We start from the raw sequence: 17,716 nt of genomic DNA on the forward strand, positions 1-17,716 counted from the left end.
GCCATGAACAAACGAAACCCCCGTCAGATTTCAGTCATTAGCCTCGCAACTTGTTCGCTTTTGCTATTTAGTCCCCACCCTGCGGATGCTCAAGTGCCATTACCACCTGAACTCACAGGATTGATCCAGCAGGTCAACCAACTGATTACCTCGATCAATTCTGGCGATTTCTTAAAAGCTCAGATGGACAAACTACTGGGGCAGTATTTACCACAGGTACAAGCCGCCATTACTCAGTCAATCGGGCAACTGGGATTACCAGATCCCAGTAAAGCCGAAGCTACTGTCCTCGCCCAGATTGAGGGAGCATTTAACAGTGCGGGGCTAAATGGCACATCGATCAATCAAGGTGTCGTCACCTCGGCAATTACGAATACCTCGATCCAAAATGTATTGGGACAAGAAGGACAAGCAAGGCTGAAGAAAACCCTTGAAGATATGCTCGTCAATGCTCAGAAGGTCGGGCAGCTATCTTTGAATACAGCGACAGGTGCAGAAAATAGCACCGCGATCGCGGATGTCTCCCAACAGATCGCGGCGAACTCCGTCACCTTTGCTCAGAACTCATTGTCCCGTTCTCAACAGGTAGATGGCTTGTCGCAGCAGGCGCAAGCTGCTATATCGACACAGGATGTCTTGAAAATCGTGGCGCAACAAAATGCTGGTAATTCGGCAATCCTTGCCAATATTGCTTCCCAGTTTGGTAACAATGCCAATCAGGTTGGGAATGTCGCCAATCAACTGGGGTTGCTATCGGAGCAAAACTCCCAGCTTGCCGAACAGAATAGCCAACGCGCTCAGATTGATGCTCAACAATTAGCGTTGCAAGTGCAACAAACCCAACAGGGAGCAACATCTCTGCTCAACCTCGACCAGATTAACTCCTCACTCAAGGGCGATCGCCAAGATCGGCTGATCGAGCGTAACTCCACCGTGCAACAACGGATGCCCTATACCTTTCTAAGATAGTGAGATAGCCCATGCTGATTGCTCAAGCGATTGTCAACAATTCCGAAGAGGTGTCGCTAGCGGTTCAAGGCGCATGGCAGAACACTTGGGAACTTGCCTTTAATGGCACTCTCTATCAAGCGCTCACCAATTTGGGATTAATCATTGCCGTGGCTTCACTGTTGCTATGGATCATCCAATTCACGAAAAACCTGATTGATGACCAGAGCTATCGTCAGTTTGGTGAGTTAATCTGGCCAGTAATTGTGATTGTGCTGCTCACCAATGGTGGTCAAAACCTGATCGGACTCACCAATGGGATGCGGACGGTGATTAACAATGCCAATAACTCAGTTTTAGGCGCAATTACCTCCACCGCCCAATTGGAGAAAACCCTATCAGCCCTGGCTGATTTCTCAGTCACCCAAGAGCAAATCATTGCTTACCGTCAGCAATGCAATGGACTCACCAAAAATGAGGAGATGCAGGTCTGCTTGCAAGAGGTGAATACCAAAGCTCAGGCTCTGCTCGGTAATTATCAATCTAACTATGGTGCGGTTGCTGCGGCTCTGGTTGGCAAGTTACAAAAACAAATCCAGAAGGCAAGTGAAAATCCTCTCGAAGCCGTTACTAATCTCTTCCCTGGCACGGTGATTTCAAGGTCAATTATGCTGGCGGCGATTGAGACTTTTATGGTAGCGATGCAGTCGGCGTTTCAAGCTTTGATTGAGGTCGGGTTTCTGCTTACAGGTCTACTCGGTCCTCTTGCAGTTGGTGCTTCCTTACTACCGATTGGCGCAAAACCACTCTATGCATGGATGACGGGATTCTGGTCATTGGGGATGGCAAAGCTGAGCTTGAACATCGTCACAGGACTTGCCGCCACCGCGATCGCCGCTTCAGCACAGATGGATACGCTCTCGATTGCGATTGTTCTGGGACTCCTTGCGCCAATTCTGGCGCTATCCCTATCGGCAGGTGGTGGCATGGCAATCTTTAGCGCCATTCTCTCGGCGGCAAGTGCCGCCGCTTCCGCAGGTTTAAACATCGGTCTACGCATTTCTAGGTAATCCCCATGAACTCATATCCAAATACAGAAGTGAATACTGAACTAAACCCAGAAACAGATGAAACTAATGCTTTCCATCGCTTTATTCCTGCTGGTCTATCCCACCGTGGTAAAGCCAAAACTCCTAAAGACGTATTGGTGGTATCGATTTTGTTCGGCATACTTGGCTTATCGGCGCTCAATAGTTTAGGGCTGATCGCTCTGATTGGAGCCTATGCTTCCCTTGCTTCCCAGAAACCGCCTACGCTGGTGCAATTGTCGGGAGGAAAAGCGATTACGGCGATCACCAGTGAGAATAAAACCAGATCTCCTGAAGTGGTGAAGCAGTTTGTCACGCAACAGGTGATGGCGCTAATGACGTGGACAGGCGAACTGCCCTCGGATGCTAGTCAAAATGGCAAGCCATTTTTGGATACTGGCGTAGAAGTTACGGCGGACAAGGGCTTAAAAAAGAAAATCACCACGACTGCGTGGCAAGCTAGCTTTGCTTTTTCCGAAGACTTCCGTAAGGGATTGCTTTCGTCAATCGCGGAACTCACGCCGATTGAAGTCTTCTCAGGTGGCAGCAAGGTAATCCTCGTACCGCAGACGATTACCACTCCTGAAGAGATTGAGAAAGGGAAATGGAAAGTGAATCTGGTGGCAAATCTGGTTACTTTCAGTCCCCTCAATCAAGTTGGCGAATCGGTTCCCTTCAATAAGGAAATCTTTATTCAGGCGATCGATGTACCAAATCTGAAAGCCGATGCTTCACCTCTGGAGCAAGCCATTTTCAAAGTGAGATCCTCTGGGCTAGAAATCTATGCCATGCGGGATCTCACCCGAAATGATTTGAAATAACCTTTCCCTGTCGATACTTGAAGGAGTTGTGATGATTACCGAAGTTCCAGAACCACAATCAGCAAGCTTAAGCGATGAGATTGACTTTGCTCAGTTAACTGGGTTTCAACTCGATGTTAACCATGATGCGGACTTGGCGATCGATGATTTCAGTAAAGCCCCAGATCCAGAGCAACATCGGACAATTAGGGGTATTGTTGGTAGTCCTTTTTCTAAAATGGCTTTGGTTGGTGGGGTTGGTTCTCTAGGATTTTTGCTGGTGGGGCTATTCATGAATAGCATCATGTCGCCATCTAATGCGAAGCAATTAACGGCTAAATCCAGTGATGAAAAGCTTGCCCTGACCTCGACCGCTGATCCGAAGGATGCCGAAATTGCCAAGTTTAAAACGGATTTAGCTTTAGGCAGTCAGCTTTCTGCGGGTAAATCAAAACCGCCGCGTCCAGCAAATCTACCCAAGTCAGATGTATTGGCTTCTAAAGCTGATTCCAAAGACAAGTTAGAAGCCAATCCTGCACAGTCTACCGATCTCCCAACCGTCTCACCCGTGAGAAATCTATCGGCTCCACCCCTTGAGCCAATACCGATGCGACAGGTGATGTCACAGCCCACACCTGTGATGCTTCCGCCTCGTAACTTTTCCGCGAGTCCACCTGAAGCTAAAAATCCCGCCGATGAATGGCAGCGCTTGGCAAGTATTGGCAGTTATGGCAATCTGGCTGCACCTGCGGAAATACCGAAAGCGATCGCTGTCAGTCCCGTTGCTACGAATAGTGTTAACAATCCCAATTCTGCAAGTCCCCCGATTGAGAAGCCTTCCTTAAATTCGCTCACCAACTATCTTGCCCAAGCAGAAAAATCTTTACCAAGCGCCACACCTGCGAATACTTTGCTGGTCGGGACAACGGCTAAAGCCGCTTTGAAAACATCAGTTGTGTTCTCCACCGATGGTAGTCGGATTATGGGTAGCGCCCCTGGACTCATTCCTAAATTTATCGTCACTCTCCAAGAACCAATCACTACAGCGGATGGTAAGCCTGTGATTCCTGCGGATGCAGTTTTAATTGTCACCGCGCGTCCCCTTGATGCGAAGTCGGGACTTGCTGAATTAGATGTGGTGGGTATAGCGATCAATGGTCGCGAGTTGATTCCTCCACCCAATGCCATCTCCATTCGTGGTGGAGATGGTTCGCCTTTAGTCGCGGACAAGTACTTCGATCGCGGGTCGGAAATTAGCGGTATGGATGTGGCAACCTTTATTACTTCGGCATTAGCGGAAGTTGGCAAACTTACCAATAGTCCCACAACTACCAGCAGCATCTCGTCAATTGGCGGTAGTGCCACGGTCAGTACTGCGCCGCCGCCAAACTATCTTGGTGCAGCGATCAGTGGTGGCTTTGGCGTTCTCTCGGAAACTTTGAATCGTCGCAGTCAAGAGGCGATCGAGGAAATCAAAACCCGTCCTAATGTCTTCTTTATCCCCGCAGGAAAGGAACTGCAAGTGTTTGTCAATCAAACTGTGACTTTCTAGCTAATACCAATCTTCTATCAACGATCCAGTTCTATGGTTATGAACTTTTTGCCATGTCGAAAATATGCCATTTCAGGGATTGTCCCTTTTCTAGTCTTGTCACTGCCTGCGATCGCTCATGCCGAACCGATCTTTCCTGCCAAGCGGCAGATTGGTATCAGTCAAGCGATGGGTGTAAGCGGCGTAACCTCGGTAGTTAGCCTATCGCCAATGCAGTCTTTGAATATTAGCTTCATCAAGACAGGCGAGATTATCAAAAAGGTATGGTTGGGCAATCCTTCTAAGGTGGTCATGGATTATGACAGTCCCCTCTGTAAGGACGGCACAAAAGACAGCAATTGCGGGGCAACGGTAATTAATCTGCGCCAACTTGCCCAACCGATTGATTTGGATATGAATCTACCTACCTCAGCACGAGGCGATCTCACCTCTCTAACTGTAATCACTACGGGCGCAGGTGGGCTGAGAAATCTCTATCAGTTTCAATTAGTCCTGAATGTCCCCACTCCTGCCTACAGCATTTTGGAAGTCGTTCCCGATGCTCAAATCCCTCGTCTAACTCCGCTTACACCGAATGCTCCTACTCAAACGAATAAAACCTCGTTGGATTCTTAAACTATGTTGTATAAACGTATCGTCCAAATAACGGCGTTAGCGATCTCCTCTGGGGCGATCGCTATTTTCAATCCTGATTTTGCTACGGCTCAGTCTTTACCCATGTCCACCCAGCCGATTGGGAATACTCAATCGGTGATGATTCCTGATTTTACGAGAATCAGTTTCGAGAATTTACCGAAAATCCAAGTTACCGCCCAATTGCAGCAACAGCTATCGCAATTACTTTCTCCAAATGCCTTAACCAATCTGGTGATCGGTAGTTATGTTAGCCCAGATCGCTACCTGACAGTAGGTTCGCTTCAGTCACTGGGGCTGGAGCAAATGAGCTTACAGGCGATCGCTAGTCGTGCTGGTGTTTCCCTTGGCAATGTCAGTCTCGGTCAACTGGGAGAACTCACTTCGCAGCAGACGATTAATAGTTTGTTGCAGTCACTGCCAGATCTGCGAGATCGGTCTTTGAGCCAAGTTCAACCCATCCTCGCTCTGGTTACTCAGAAATCTGGATCTGCCAATCTCAACCGTCTGAGTGGTGAAATCTCTGATATGACCGTGGGACAATTAGTCAATACTTTCCCAGATCTTGGCAATTTATCCTTGGGCAGTCTTGGCGATCGGCTGAATAGCTATAGTCTTGAATCGATTGTGGGATTTTCTCAATTGCCTTTAGGCAATATCCAAGGTGCGTCGAGCGTGGTTTTATCGGATTTGAATGCTACGGGTTTAGGTAAACTCAGTCTTTCCCAATTTCCCAACGCTCCCTCATTACTGCCCAATGTCAGGTTTGGTATGGTTGATATCGCCCTTGGCAATCGGGAGAAGAATCGCATCAATCCGATTAGCGGTGGCGTTACCGAAGCAGGATTTCAAGCGGTGGGTTGCGATGGTAATACTGATTGTCCGCATATTGAGGTTACAGACTTTGCAGGTGGTTACTACACTGGTAAACAATGGATGACCGCATCGCAGCAAGTACCCGATGGTTATGGCTTTCTAGGTAGTCTATTTGGCAATCGCGGGCCAGCAGGCAATCATCCCTTTGGTGATGCTTTTCGCGTCACCATTGAATCTCTGGATGAGGCTTCAGGCACAATTACCCTCGGTCTGCGGTTTCGTTGGTGTCAAAGGTCATGGTTTGTGGATTTAGGTTGTACTCCCTACATCACCCCTCCCCTGCCTTTGGTTGTTCTCCAAGAAAAGAGCGCGATTCCCTATGCCGTTCCCAACAATGCGACAGCCAACACGCCGATTTCCACTAGCAAACCTTTCAGCAAATAGATTGCCATGAATTTTTTGATGTTTTGGTTTAGCCAAAAGAATCCCTCAAAGAGACTATTTTTGCTGGCGATCGCGGTATCGATCGCTTGTCTCGTTCCTGTGGAGATAGCGCATTCAAAGGAGATTGACAGTTCTACGACCGCAGTAGAGAAGAAGTCTTCAGCCAATGGCTTGCCTCCCGAACTTGCTTCTATTGTTAATCAGTTATTCACACCCACAGGCGGCATTATTGCGGCTTGTGCGATCGGCATGGTCTTCTTGGGCATGAATGGTGGCGGTAATAGCAAAAATAAGTTGGCGAATGCTCACTGGGCAAATGGCGCGGAGATTGCGGCGGCGCGGAAAAAGGCTAAGGAACAGATTAATCGCCGCGAACGCAATAAGCTGTCTCTGTTTATCGTTAAGCCTAAATTAATTTTTCCACCCGAACTGATTTCTCGCCCAGGGGTGGCTACACCCAATCACGAACTACCTGTTGCAGGACAAAAGCCTAAATTGATTCAGGTATCGCAAGCGGATCGGACGATCTGGCTCCCCGATGCTAATCGTGGCATTGCTGTACTGGGTGGGACGGGTTCGGGTAAAACCTATGGTGTGATTGACCCTGCGATTCGTAGTGCGATCGATCAGGGATTTCCGATTATTCTCTACGATTACAAATATGCCGAACAGTCTTCACGCATTGCGGGCGTAGCGGCGGCGGCAGGCTATCAGGTTAGTATCTTTGCTCCAAGTTTTCCTGAAAGTGGCATCTGTAATCCTCTCGATTTTATTCGTGATGCTGCGGATGTGGATATGGCGCGACAGGTGGCGATCGTCCTGAATCGCAACTTCAAATCAGGTGGCAAAGGTAGTGAAGATCCCTTCTTTACCAATAGCGGCGACCAGTTGATTCAAGCGGTGCTATTACTAGCAAAGACTACTCCCTATCCCGATATTATTTTCTGTGCCAAGGCTTTGGGTGCGAATAATCTCCCTGCCAGAGTCCAGAATGCGAACTTACCAACTTGGGTGGAAACCAGTTTTGGGCAGTTGATTTCGATGGCGGATTCTGAGAAAACCGTTGCGTCTGTAATCTCGACTGCGAGTATTCTCTTTAGCCGTTTCATGTCTCCTGATATCCTCAGCGTTTTCTGTGGCAAGACGACGATTCCTTTGCAGTTGAAAGGCAAGCAATTGCTGATTATCGGTATGAAGCGGGAAAAACAGGATGTGGTTGCACCGTTGTTGGCGACAGTTTTACATATGATTGTCACCCGTAATGTGGTGTCTACTAAACGCGAAGATCCTTTACTGGTGGCGATCGACGAATTACCAACGCTTTATTTGCCGAGCCTTGTCCAATGGCTGAACGTTCACCGTGAGGATGGATTGTCCTGTATGTTGGGTTTCCAGAATCTCGTACAACTCGAAGAAACCTATGGCAAGGAGGTATCGAGAGCGATCTTTGGGGGCTGTGCGACTAAGGCGATTTTCAATCCCCTTGAGCCTGAATCAGCAAAGATTTTCTCTGATTATCTCGGCGATGAGCATTTGAAGTACAAGTCTAAATCCCGTAGTTCGGGTGGTGGTCGGACTAGCAGCAGTACATCGGATCAGGAACGCACGCGCAAACTATTTGCTCCAGAGGATTTTCTCAAGTTACCGCAAGGTAATTGTATTCTCATTTCCCCAGGCTATAGCTCTAAGAAAGAAGCGAATGTGCCTCGGCGTTGCCATATTAAAATTCCCAAAGTTGATGCAGAGAGGGCAGATAAGAGCAAGTCTAAATGGGAAGCTCTGAAGCTTAAATTAGTGCAGCAAGGACATCAAGTAGCAATTACGGATGGGGCGATCGCTTTGCGTAAGGATTATTTTCAAGAGCATTTTCCTTTACCTGCGAAAGATGCTCCTAATGCCCCCAAGTCCACTGTCCCTGCTTGGGCTGAAGGTTTATAGAGGTGAATTATGGTTTTTATGCAGACATCGGAAGCGTCTCAGGCTAACGCTCAGCAATTGGCGATCGCGCAAACTACGATTGAAGCTTTGGCGGAACTGCTGAGGCAATTGTTAGCCAAGCAGGAAGATCAATTGCACAATCCTGAAGGCAATAAACAACAGCCTGATGCTCCATCATCGGGATTCAGTGATGCGGAGTGGGATCGGGTGTCTCAGCAATGGGATCGGGACATCATGGATGATTGGTGGCGCAGATATCAGGCTGCACCAGATCGCTCGGCTGCTCCTGAGACTTCACAGGCTTTGACTGTCACCTTGAGTAATCCTCGGGATAAAGGCGATCCAGATTTTGCGATACTTCCCAATGCACCCATTCAGCCATCGCCTCTATCTGGCAGTAATCTACCACCATTGCCTGTCTCTGTGGAACAGAACTATATCGATGTGGATTGGCGAGAACTCCCCAAAATTGAGTTAGCAGAGTTACTGCGGCGCGATTTGGATGGGGATGGAATTACTGATGTGGATGAACTGCGGATGGGACTCAATCCTCGCAGCATTGATACCGATGGCGATGGCATCAGCGATCGCGATGAGTTGGGACATTCTAATCCTCTATCATTTAATGACTTCCGACAACAGGTGATGGCGGCGGTATCGGTTGCCCTAGTTGCAAAATTGGGTATCGATGGCAGGTATGAGGCGGAAAATTATCGCATTCAATCTCAGGATAATCTCTATGAAATTTCTAATCTTGATGGTGAAGCGATCGCTAAGTTTGAACTACAAAGCGATCGAGCTGTGTTTATTGAAGATCGGACAACAGTTAATCAGCAAATTGACTTTACGAAAACTGCCTTTAGAACAAGTACTGTGGATATGGCAAGTTTGACTCAGAATCAGGGCTATCTCGCAGCGATCGATAAGCTGGGAGATCTAGCTCCTGCTGGGGCTAGGGGTGTGGTGGTCGTTGAAAGCGTCCTTAATGAGACTGGTCAGGAGTCTTTCAAGGGTGGGTTTTATGATTTCCAAAGGAATCAGGATGGTGATATTGCCATTGTCAATAACCATACTGGCGAAGATATTTTGCGGACTACTGAAGGTCAAATCTCTCTTCAAGCTATGACACCCAATGATTTAAATAACTTCCAGCAAGCATTTCAACGGATGAATTCACCTCAGCCCATGCTAGAGCAATCTAGTCCAGATTTAGAGCGTTAGGTAAAAGCAATGATTACTGCGAACCCAGAGCTTGATATGGCTCAGTTCATGACTGTGTTTAACCAAGTTTTTGAACTGCATAGCGCCCATATTTTAGCGATCGCTGAACGAGAAATGTCTTCTAGTACTTTGACGGATTTAACAATGATCGATAAAGATGATGTATTTGAGGAAGAGTGGCAACCATCTCAGGTGCGGAGCAAAGGTAACGATCCTAATTCGGGTAATGCTGATGCTCAACAGGTAAATACTGTTACTCAAGAACAGAACCAGATAAATTATGCAACCCAGATTCAGAATTTGGCTCTATCAATGTTTGATAGGTTGAGTAGTCTGCGTAAAGATAACTCTGACAGTAAATCTGAAGATGTTGCAACTGCTGCTATTCCCAGTTCTCCTAATCAAGTTACCGATGCAGAGCGAGATCTGAAACTGGCGCGTGATTGTCGCGAACTGTTGCAAGTAAAAGGCAAAGATGATGGTAATAATCTTATCTTTGAGCGTCCTGATGGCAAGGGAACTTACAAGTTCAGTTTAGAGAAAGCTTCGGATACAATGACTTTAAACGCGAAGGATCGTCCTGTTAATCCGATTCTGGTGGAGTCGCAGGGTACAGTTGTGGAATCTCACGTTACCGATCTTGATGCGGCAAATATTGCCAGAGCCGTGGAGCTGTTAAATGCACAGCAGACCAAACCTCTTGAAAATCAGAAATAGCAATGTTTACTAAATTTCAATTACCCACTGAGGCTTGTATCATGCACAACACAAGTTAATCAGAGCGATCGCTCTCATCCAAAAGCCTCCTCAACTCCTGCTTTAAAGCCTCTACATCGGGCAGATAAAGCTGATATCTCGATACAAAAAGCTGATTGGAAATTCCTCCCGTGGCATACTCCACTAAAATCTCATCCTTATCTCGCGCCAACACAATGCCAATCGGCTCATTATCGTCTTCCATATTCTCTTCGGCACGAAAATAGTTTAAATACATATTCATCTGCCCTATATCTTCATGACGCACCGCCCTTGTTTTCAAGTCAATTAAGACAAAACATTTCAAAATACGGTGATAAAATACTAAATCGACATAAAAATGCGTATTATTTAACGTAATTCGGTACTGTTGCCCAATAAATGCAAATCCCTTCCCCAGTTCTAGTAAAAACTTCTCTAACTGCACAATCAACCGATTTTCTAATTCACTCTCAAGGTAATTGCGATCTGGCAAATCCAAAAACTCAAACACATAGGGATCTTTCACCACATCCCGCGCTGAATCGATAATCTGTCCTTTCTGAGACAAAGCCAAAATCTCTGCTCGATCCTTACTCATGGCAACTCGCTCAAACAAAGCCGAATCCTTTTGACGCTTTAGTTCCCTCACACTCCAGCGATCGCGTATGCATTGCTGCTCGTAAAACGATCTCGCTAAATCATCCGAAATCGCCAAAAGCTCCGTGTAATGTGACCAACTCAATTTGCCAGACAGTGTTTGGCAATTCTTATAGGACAAGTAAAATAGACGCATATATTGCAAATTAGAACGACTAAATCCCTTGCCATAAGCTGTTTTCAAATCCCGTGATAATTGAGTTAACAGTTTTGAGCCATATTCCGCTCTCTCATTCCCCTTTTGCTCAAACTCCACAATGTACTGCCCAATTTGCCAATAAGTTTCTACCAAAAGCGTATTAACCTGCTCAAAGGCTCGTTGCTGTCCCTTTTCCAAGCATTCGCCAATGCGATCGATTAATTGTTGATAGGAATCGATTAGATCACTCATAAATTAGCTGTTAGTCTGGGATGACAGTATAACCCAATCCTAGAAATGAAAGTTAAGCCAGATTCAAGATAAAGTTTACACAGGAATAAAAATATGAAAAAGCTGTTACTCGTTGAATCTCCATCTAAATGCAAAACCATTCAAGCCATCCTCGGCAGTGAATGGCAAGTAGAAGCTTCCTTTGGTCACTTTACGGAACTGGCTAAAGATGGTGAAGATAGCTTGGGCTTTACCATGCACAAAGATACCAACAAAATTGAATGTCGCTATCAATTGACGGAAGGCAAAGGTCAACAGGTCGTCGCCAAACTTCGCGCTGCTGTGAAGAATGCTTCAGAAGTTGTACTTGCTACCGATGGCGATCGCGAGGGTGAGGGGATTGCTTGGCATTTACAACAGCAACTCCATCTTCGTAATCCTAAACGCGCTGTCTATAACCAGATTACGCCTACAGCGGTTAAAGCAGCGATCGCCAATGCTCATCAGTTAGATTTGAACTTGATTTCGGCTCAGAGAGCGAGACAATGTTTGGATCGATTGATTGGATTCAAGGTTTCGCCTTTGGTAAGACGGACAAGTGGCGGTAGCTCGGCTGGTCGAGTGCAGTCGGTGGCTTTGCACATTGTTTGTCAGCGTGAACGGGAGATTAATGCCTTTGTGCCGATTACTTACTGGTCGGTGTGGACGGAATATGCTGAAGGATTTACGGCTTTCTATGCAGGTAGTAGCGAGATTGAACCTGTGCTTGACGATCAGGATGTCACCGATGATGCGGCGGAAGTGAATACAGAATCTACGGTGGAGTCAAAACGGGTATTGTCAGAAGCGGAAGCTGCCCGAATTATTCAAGTAGCTCGTAATCATCCCCATGTCGTTCGCGAAGCTACGGGTGTCACTGCTCAGAAATCACCGTTACCGCCTTTTATTACCAGTTCGCTCCAGCAAGCTGCCTCAGTGAGATTAGGGCTATCGCCTGAAGAGACGATGAAGGTGGCTCAAGAGTTGTTTGAGGGTGTCGATTTGCCGAACGGTCGTAAGGGTTTGATTACCTATCACCGTACTGATAGCACTAGTCTCTCGCCTGAGTTTTGTGCTGAGGTGAAGGAATGGCTATCAAAGCACGATCCTGATAATGTCCCTAAGAAAACTACTCGCCATCGTGAACAGGCTAATGCTCAATCCGCCCATGAAGCGATTCGTCCTACCTATTTGAGCATTACTCCAAAAACGGTTAGAGACCATCTCAGTGCGAAACAGCATCAACTGTATGAGTTAATCTGGCGTAGAGCGGTTGCTTCTCAATGTGCGAATGCTTTGATTCAGAAAAGTCGGGTGATTATTCAGGCTGGTTCGACGCTTTGGCAGACTAGGGGTAGTATTCTCACCTTTGCGGGTTATACGCGCTATTGGAATGATTTGAGTAAGGATAAACATATTCCTGCTTTAACAAGCGGTCAGACCTTGGCTTTGGCAAATGCAGGGTTTACGCAGAAGCAAACTCAACCTCCTGCAAGGTATAGCGAGGCGAAGTTAGTGCAGGTACTGGAACGTCAGGGTGTGGGTAGACCGAGTACTTTTGCGGCGATCGTCAAGACGCTGAAGGAGCGCACCTATGTGTTACTCAAGGGTAAGGTTCTCGAACCTTCAGCTTTGGGGATGTCTACAGATGATGTGCTGCATAAAACTTTCCCTGATTTACTCAGAGCCGATTTTACCGCAGGGATGGAAACGACTTTGGATGAGATCTCGGTGGGTAAGTTGGAGTGGCAAAGCTATTTGATTGGTTGGCATCAGTCCTATTTTCAGCCGATGTTGACGCGGGCTTATACGAATCTTGGTGCGGATTTACAGCCAAGTAATCGCAAAAATGAGCTTTCGGATGTGGCTTGTCCTGCTTGTAATCATCCTCTCAGTAAGATTCCTTCTAAGAAAGTCAGTGGAGGGCATTTTCTCAAGTGTGAGCATGGCTGTGAGAATCTGGTGATGTTTTGGAGCGATCGCCGTAATCAGTGGGAAATTCCTCAACCGAAGGGTGAGAATGCAGTGACAGCGGAGGTTACTAGTTTTGCTTGTCCTGTCTGTGGTAAGCCTTTGGCTAAGTTTCCATACAGTAAGGACGGTGTGGATAAGGTGATGTTGAAGTGTGCGGATGTTCAGACACGTCAACGCAAGGATCATGCGGATGTGGTTTTTTTCTGGTCTTCTCAGGAGAAGTGGTGGTCGAAGATGTTTGGCGATCTGGATGAGGTGGCTAAGCCGAATTTGGGTAAGGTTGCTACTGGGAAGGAGAAGAAAACTTCTCAGCGTAAGCCTAAACAGGCAGGTAAAGTGGCTAAGCCTAGTCCGAAAAAGTTGTCTTGATAAGCAGGGCATTATTAAGGTATTGGAGCAGGTTGAATATGCTTTCCAGCATAGAAAACAACTACTTTTAATTGAGTTTCATCGGGAACGTAAAATACTCTATCTCCTCCAGTCACTTCATATTCCCATACACCTCTATATTTTTTGCCTTTTAACGGAAATACCCGTCCAGGCTGTCTCGTTATTGGTGCTGTCTGTAGGTCTTTGTAGCAACGTCTGGCGTTTTCAGGATTTCGCTGGATCAGGGCTTCCCAGTCTCGATTTACGCGACGATTTTTAGCTATTACTAGCCAAATAGTTTCTATTTTGGGTGTATTAGAAGTCTCAGGTAAATCAGGAGTTGTCAGCTTTACTTCTGGTGGTTCAATAATTTCGTTGATCTCTTCGGTGATGTTTTCTGACATATCAAGATTGCTTGATTTGAGTAAAGGCTGCTTCTAGGTCTGGATTGGCGATTGCTAAGGCGCTCTCATACCATTCATGGATAATTGCTTCTAATTCATTCCATGCTTTGTCGAAATTTTTTGTTTCTTGTAAGGCAACTGAGCGATAGGCTGAGATCACCTCGTTAATAAATTCATTCAATTCGTCTGCGTCAAATGCTCCAAGCCAACCATAGGGATGCTCTGTGCCAATTTTTTGGTTTAGCAATAAACGGAAGGCTGTATTGAGAAGTTCGACAATTTCGCGACTATGCTGGGCGGTTTTTACAAATAGAGCTACGTCTTCTCGCCTCAGTAAGGCGAAGGATTGGTCGTTGCGGGTAATGGTGATGGGATGTTCTAGGGCTTTGTCTAAAATTCTGCCTGGTTGACGGTTTAGTTCGGTGGCTGTGACTAGTTCATCTGAGTAAATGGAGTTCATAATTTTGGGGTCAACAGTTTTGGTTGAGCGTAGGGGAAATTGTAATAATTGTTTTTGGAGGATAGCTATAGATGTACGTACTATTCTACGTTGATTCGGTTTAAAATAAAAGCTAGTTGATGGGTCAAAGATGATGGCTGAAACGTTTAATCATGGCTATGCTTTGTTGATTGGTGTGGGCGAGTCAAAATACCATCCCTTATCTTTGCCTGTAACGGTTAAGGATACACAAGCGATTTATGGGGCGCTAACCGATCTCGATCTTTGTGGTTATCCTCAAGAACAGATTCGGGTACTGAATAATGCAGAAGCTACTCGTGATGGGATTTTACAGGGTTTGAGTTGGCTGAGGGAAAAGGTGGAATCTGACCGTGAGGCTACTGCGATCGTTTATTATTCGGGGCATGGATGGGTTGATAAGTCTGATAATCGCTACTATTTGCTACAGCATGACGTAAAGCCTAGTAAGTTGGCTGCGTCGGCTTTGTCGGCTGAAGTATTTACAAATGCGATACGCGAGATTGAGGCTGAAAGGTTGTTGGTTGTGATTGATAGCTGTCATGCGGCGGGAATGGCGACTTCTAAGGATGCTGATGCTGAGTTAATGGATGAGTTTGATGGGTTTGAGCGTGTGGCTTTTTCTAAGGGGTTAATTGAGGATCTGAAACGCGGTAAGGGTAGAGTTGTGTTTACTTCTTCGGAGGGACATCAGGAGTCATGGATTCTCAAGGATCAATCACTGAGTATCTATACGTTTCACTTTTTGGAGGCGTTGCAGGGGGCGGGTAATCAGGCTGGCGATCGCGTGGTAAAGGTTTCCAATTTGATGAATTATTTGGGTAAGTCTGTGCCTGAGACGACGCGACAGGTTTACGATCGCGACCAAACGCCGCATTTTGATTTTGATACGGGTGATTTTGTAATCTCGTTGTTGCGGGGTGGTAAGGGTTTTCTTGAGAATGGTTGGGAGGAGGAGAGGTCTGAGGTGGGGCAGAAAGTTAATAAGATTGCTGATAAGATTGAGCAGAAGGGGAAATTTATTACGAATATTAATGAAGCAAAGGAGTTACATATTGGTGATAATTTTTATGGTGGCGATCATGCTTCACATAAAAGTGTGGTGCAGAAGGAATTGGAAAATGTTCAAGTTGGCGGCGATTTTACGGTAAATATCTCTCAGAATAGATCGTAATGGTAGTCAATGCTCAATTGCAAATTTCAGCTTTTGTTTAGACTTCAATGAACGATGAATTAGCAGCTATTTTTAATCGCATTGCCAATGGTCAGTTTACGGATGCTGATATAGAATCTTTACAGCAATTTTTAGAGTCGGGTGATCACGAAGTTAAAGCACAGTTTGCTAAATTTAATACTAATATTGCTAATGGAAAAAATATTCACATTGGCGATAATTACAACTTAGAATTGAGTGACGAAATGATTCAAGCGATCACTGCTAAAATTTCTAATGCCAAGTTTGATAATGAAAACCGTGACAAATTAATACATCAATCAAAGCCAATGAATCTAACTAAAAATAAACCTGTTTATATTTACTTCTCTAGTTGCGGCGAAAATAAAACAGCACTAAACGGAATTGAAAAAAATCTTCAACCTTTGGAAATAGATGGCATTATTAAAATATTACATACGGATAAAATTAGTGCTGGGACAAATAGAATTGTCGAACGTAATGAGCAATTACGTAAAGCAGATATAATCTTGTTGCTTGTTAGTATAGATTACATTGTCTCTCTAGAGCATCGTAATGTTGAAGTAAAAATGATAATGGAAAAATATAATTTAGATACAAAAGTTATTCCTATTATTATTGACGATTGCGATTGGTCTAGAGAAGCATACAAAGACTTGCAACCTATTACTTCTAATAAAATCAGAAAAAAAGATATTTATTCTGAAATAGCTAATGCAATTAAAAATGAGATTAATAAGATAAAAAGTATTAAAAATAAACAAAAAGAATAGTTTTAAAGCAAATTATAGAAGTATGAAAGCCGTCTGTATATACGCACAAGACAATAAAAACTATTATGAAAAATTTTTATTAAAGCATCTTAATTATTCAATAAACAGTCAAGGCATAGAGATTACACCTCATGAGCACTGTAATACATCTAATTTTAATTCATCTAGTTTTAAAAAGAATATAAACGAAGCAGATATAGTTTTTTTACTTGTCAGTATTGAATCTTTGAATATATCTAGTTGGAAACAATATGCTGATTTAGCTGTCAAGCGCCAAAAAAAGTCTTCACCATTTCGTGTAGTTCCAATAAGGATCGATAATGCCCTTTGGGATAACAGTAGTTTTGAATATTTAAAATCTCTACCTAGGGATAAAAACGGTAACTCAATAGCTATTGAAGATCGCAGTTGGAAAAATCGAAAAGAGGCTTTTGAAAGTATAGCTAAAGATATTAAAGAGTTATGTGAAGAAATTAAAAAATTGATAGATCTACAAGAATCAAAAAGATTAGAGAAAGAACGTAAAAATGCTGAAGAAAAATTTATGCCTCATCAGCAAATGCAAATTAACCTGTCAGAACAAAAAGATTCTAAGGCAGAAATTTTTATTGCTATTGTAATAGTATCTATTTTTTTATTAATTGGTAATTTTATTAAGCCTAATAACAGTAATAGTAATAGTTGCTCATCAAAAGTAAAACCCGAAACTTATTTTAAAGACGGTCTAGAGAAAGAAGAGAAAGGTTCAAAAAAGGAAAAGCAAGAAAAAGAAGAATATCTCTACAAGGCGGTTGAACAATATACATGTGCTATTCAGATTCAACCTAATTACTATGAAGCTTATGTAAAAAGAGGGAAAATATATTTAAATCAAAAAGATTATGAACTTGCTATCAAAGATTATGATAAAGCAATAAGCCTTAATCCAGAAGATCCTTTTAATTACTACAATAGAGGCGAAGCTTACTATGGTAAAAATGGGTAGTCCTAAAAAGGAAAGGATGACCGAGCAGGTAAAGAAGTGTTGTAATGATGAATAAAATTCCAAATGGCCCCAATGTGATTTTCCAACTTCTTAGAAAAGGATAAGGTCTTTCTAACTAGTCTAGATACTCGTTGACGTAACGTACAGTTGAATCGCTCAATATAGTTGGTCTTCCCGTTTCTTTACCGACTGCCCTATGACGTTTGCTGGGAAGGACAACTGGATAAGACGAGTAGAAATCAGTGTAAATAATCGCACATTGTCGATAGACACTAGGCAACGATTCCCATAACT

General features: G+C 44.5%; 16 protein-coding genes and 1 pseudogene. 13 read left to right on the forward strand and 4 right to left on the reverse strand.

Annotated elements, in window-relative coordinates; translation table 11 throughout:
- Nucleotides 1-3 precede the first annotated feature (3 nt).
- From PSE7429_RS00205 to PSE7429_RS00245, 9 genes are read left to right on the forward strand one after another with little or no spacing between them, the layout of a single operon-like run.
- Entirely contained in the window at nucleotides 4-969 is a 966-nt protein-coding gene (locus PSE7429_RS00205; RefSeq protein ID WP_009625004.1) for a hypothetical protein, read from the forward strand.
- 11 nt (nucleotides 970-980) lie between these two features.
- Nucleotides 981-2,018, forward strand: a complete 1,038-nt coding sequence (locus PSE7429_RS00210) for a hypothetical protein (protein ID WP_009625005.1) — start codon at nucleotides 981-983, stop codon at nucleotides 2,016-2,018.
- A 5-nt stretch (nucleotides 2,019-2,023) separates the two neighbouring features.
- A complete protein-coding gene (locus PSE7429_RS00215; protein ID WP_009625006.1) occupies nucleotides 2,024-2,857 on the forward strand; it encodes a hypothetical protein in 834 nt (277 codons plus the stop codon).
- 31 nt (nucleotides 2,858-2,888) lie between these two features.
- A complete protein-coding gene (locus PSE7429_RS00220; protein ID WP_009625007.1) occupies nucleotides 2,889-4,388 on the forward strand; it encodes a TrbI/VirB10 family protein in 1,500 nt (499 codons plus the stop codon).
- A gap of 39 nt (nucleotides 4,389-4,427) precedes the next feature.
- Nucleotides 4,428-5,003 (forward strand): hypothetical protein, encoded by a 576-nt coding sequence (locus tag PSE7429_RS23155; protein WP_144052464.1) that lies wholly within the window; start codon nucleotides 4,428-4,430, stop codon nucleotides 5,001-5,003.
- A 3-nt stretch (nucleotides 5,004-5,006) separates the two neighbouring features.
- Nucleotides 5,007-6,281, forward strand: coding sequence for a hypothetical protein (locus PSE7429_RS00230; RefSeq protein WP_009625009.1), 1,275 nt, complete (start codon nucleotides 5,007-5,009; stop codon nucleotides 6,279-6,281).
- Between the two features lie 6 nt (nucleotides 6,282-6,287).
- Nucleotides 6,288-8,219 carry a type IV secretory system conjugative DNA transfer family protein gene (locus PSE7429_RS00235; RefSeq protein WP_009625010.1) on the forward strand — a complete coding sequence of 644 codons (1,932 nt, stop codon included), beginning with the start codon at nucleotides 6,288-6,290 and terminating at the stop codon, nucleotides 8,217-8,219.
- 18 nt (nucleotides 8,220-8,237) lie between these two features.
- Nucleotides 8,238-9,440, forward strand: a complete 1,203-nt coding sequence (locus PSE7429_RS24070; protein WP_144052465.1) for a hypothetical protein — start codon at nucleotides 8,238-8,240, stop codon at nucleotides 9,438-9,440.
- Nucleotides 9,441-9,449: 9 nt separating this feature from the next.
- Nucleotides 9,450-10,157 carry a hypothetical protein gene (locus PSE7429_RS00245; RefSeq protein ID WP_009625012.1) on the forward strand — a complete coding sequence of 236 codons (708 nt, stop codon included), beginning with the start codon at nucleotides 9,450-9,452 and terminating at the stop codon, nucleotides 10,155-10,157.
- 55 nt (nucleotides 10,158-10,212) lie between these two features.
- Here the strand turns inward: PSE7429_RS00245 and PSE7429_RS00250 are convergent, their stop codons facing one another.
- Nucleotides 10,213-11,226 (reverse strand): PDDEXK nuclease domain-containing protein, encoded by a 1,014-nt coding sequence (locus tag PSE7429_RS00250; RefSeq protein ID WP_009625013.1) that lies wholly within the window; start codon nucleotides 11,224-11,226, stop codon nucleotides 10,213-10,215.
- A gap of 93 nt (nucleotides 11,227-11,319) precedes the next feature.
- On the opposite strand from PSE7429_RS00250, the gene topA reads away from it, so the two are divergent.
- Nucleotides 11,320-13,587 carry a type I DNA topoisomerase gene (gene topA / locus PSE7429_RS00255; RefSeq protein WP_009625014.1) on the forward strand — a complete coding sequence of 756 codons (2,268 nt, stop codon included), beginning with the start codon at nucleotides 11,320-11,322 and terminating at the stop codon, nucleotides 13,585-13,587.
- A 14-nt stretch (nucleotides 13,588-13,601) separates the two neighbouring features.
- Here the strand turns inward: topA and PSE7429_RS00260 are convergent, their stop codons facing one another.
- Together PSE7429_RS00260 and PSE7429_RS00265 are read right to left on the reverse strand one after the other, a co-directional pair.
- Nucleotides 13,602-13,991 (reverse strand): hypothetical protein, encoded by a 390-nt coding sequence (locus PSE7429_RS00260; protein WP_009625015.1) that lies wholly within the window; start codon nucleotides 13,989-13,991, stop codon nucleotides 13,602-13,604.
- Between the two features lies 1 nt (nucleotide 13,992).
- On the reverse strand, nucleotides 13,993-14,451 hold the full coding sequence (locus tag PSE7429_RS00265) for a hypothetical protein (RefSeq protein ID WP_009625016.1): 459 nt from the start codon (nucleotides 14,449-14,451) through the stop codon (nucleotides 13,993-13,995).
- 130 nt (nucleotides 14,452-14,581) lie between these two features.
- Here PSE7429_RS00265 and PSE7429_RS00270 point away from each other — a divergent pair, with 130 nt between their 5' ends.
- Genes PSE7429_RS00270 through PSE7429_RS00280 form a run of 3 tightly spaced genes read left to right on the forward strand, consistent with a single transcriptional unit; the run spans nucleotide 14,582 to nucleotide 17,422 of the window.
- Nucleotides 14,582-15,643: a caspase family protein gene (locus PSE7429_RS00270; RefSeq protein ID WP_233424272.1), complete on the forward strand. Its 1,062-nt coding sequence runs from the start codon at nucleotides 14,582-14,584 to the stop codon at nucleotides 15,641-15,643.
- Between the two features lie 47 nt (nucleotides 15,644-15,690).
- The gene (locus tag PSE7429_RS00275; protein WP_009625018.1) at nucleotides 15,691-16,437 is read left to right on the forward strand and encodes a TIR domain-containing protein; all 747 of its coding nucleotides are present in this window, start codon (nucleotides 15,691-15,693) and stop codon (nucleotides 16,435-16,437) included.
- A 22-nt stretch (nucleotides 16,438-16,459) separates the two neighbouring features.
- Nucleotides 16,460-17,422 (forward strand): tetratricopeptide repeat protein, encoded by a 963-nt coding sequence (locus tag PSE7429_RS00280; RefSeq protein WP_009625019.1) that lies wholly within the window; start codon nucleotides 16,460-16,462, stop codon nucleotides 17,420-17,422.
- A 2-nt stretch (nucleotides 17,423-17,424) separates the two neighbouring features.
- On the opposite strand, the pseudogene PSE7429_RS24075 reads toward PSE7429_RS00280, so the two are convergent.
- Nucleotides 17,425-17,716: pseudogene (locus PSE7429_RS24075) on the reverse strand (IS1 family transposase); the annotation flags it as partial.

The sequence above is a fragment of the Pseudanabaena biceps PCC 7429 genome (genome assembly GCF_000332215.1).
Classification (GTDB): domain Bacteria; phylum Cyanobacteriota; class Cyanobacteriia; order Pseudanabaenales; family Pseudanabaenaceae; genus Pseudanabaena; species Pseudanabaena biceps.

Bases quoted from the DNA above. Each gene is read 5' to 3' on its own strand.
- PSE7429_RS24070 (WP_144052465.1), top strand. From the start codon at position 8,238: ATGCAGACATCGGAAGCGTCTCAGGCTAACGCTCAGCAATTGGCGATC.
- PSE7429_RS00270 (WP_233424272.1), top strand. From the start codon at position 14,582: ATGATGGCTGAAACGTTTAATCATGGCTATGCTTTGTTGATTGGTGTG.
- PSE7429_RS00280 (WP_009625019.1), top strand. From the start codon at position 16,460: ATGAAAGCCGTCTGTATATACGCACAAGACAATAAAAACTATTATGAA.
- PSE7429_RS00275 (WP_009625018.1), top strand. From the start codon at position 15,691: ATGAACGATGAATTAGCAGCTATTTTTAATCGCATTGCCAATGGTCAG.
- PSE7429_RS00210 (WP_009625005.1), top strand. From the start codon at position 981: ATGCTGATTGCTCAAGCGATTGTCAACAATTCCGAAGAGGTGTCGCTA.
- PSE7429_RS00205 (WP_009625004.1), top strand. From the start codon at position 4: ATGAACAAACGAAACCCCCGTCAGATTTCAGTCATTAGCCTCGCAACT.
- PSE7429_RS00220 (WP_009625007.1), top strand. From the start codon at position 2,889: ATGATTACCGAAGTTCCAGAACCACAATCAGCAAGCTTAAGCGATGAG.
- topA (WP_009625014.1), top strand. From the start codon at position 11,320: ATGAAAAAGCTGTTACTCGTTGAATCTCCATCTAAATGCAAAACCATT.
- PSE7429_RS00215 (WP_009625006.1), top strand. From the start codon at position 2,024: ATGAACTCATATCCAAATACAGAAGTGAATACTGAACTAAACCCAGAA.
- PSE7429_RS00250 (WP_009625013.1), bottom strand. From the start codon at position 11,226: ATGAGTGATCTAATCGATTCCTATCAACAATTAATCGATCGCATTGGC.
- PSE7429_RS00260 (WP_009625015.1), bottom strand. From the start codon at position 13,991: ATGTCAGAAAACATCACCGAAGAGATCAACGAAATTATTGAACCACCA.
- PSE7429_RS00245 (WP_009625012.1), top strand. From the start codon at position 9,450: ATGATTACTGCGAACCCAGAGCTTGATATGGCTCAGTTCATGACTGTG.
- PSE7429_RS00235 (WP_009625010.1), top strand. From the start codon at position 6,288: ATGAATTTTTTGATGTTTTGGTTTAGCCAAAAGAATCCCTCAAAGAGA.
- PSE7429_RS00230 (WP_009625009.1), top strand. From the start codon at position 5,007: ATGTTGTATAAACGTATCGTCCAAATAACGGCGTTAGCGATCTCCTCT.
- PSE7429_RS23155 (WP_144052464.1), top strand. From the start codon at position 4,428: ATGAACTTTTTGCCATGTCGAAAATATGCCATTTCAGGGATTGTCCCT.
- PSE7429_RS00265 (WP_009625016.1), bottom strand. From the start codon at position 14,451: ATGAACTCCATTTACTCAGATGAACTAGTCACAGCCACCGAACTAAAC.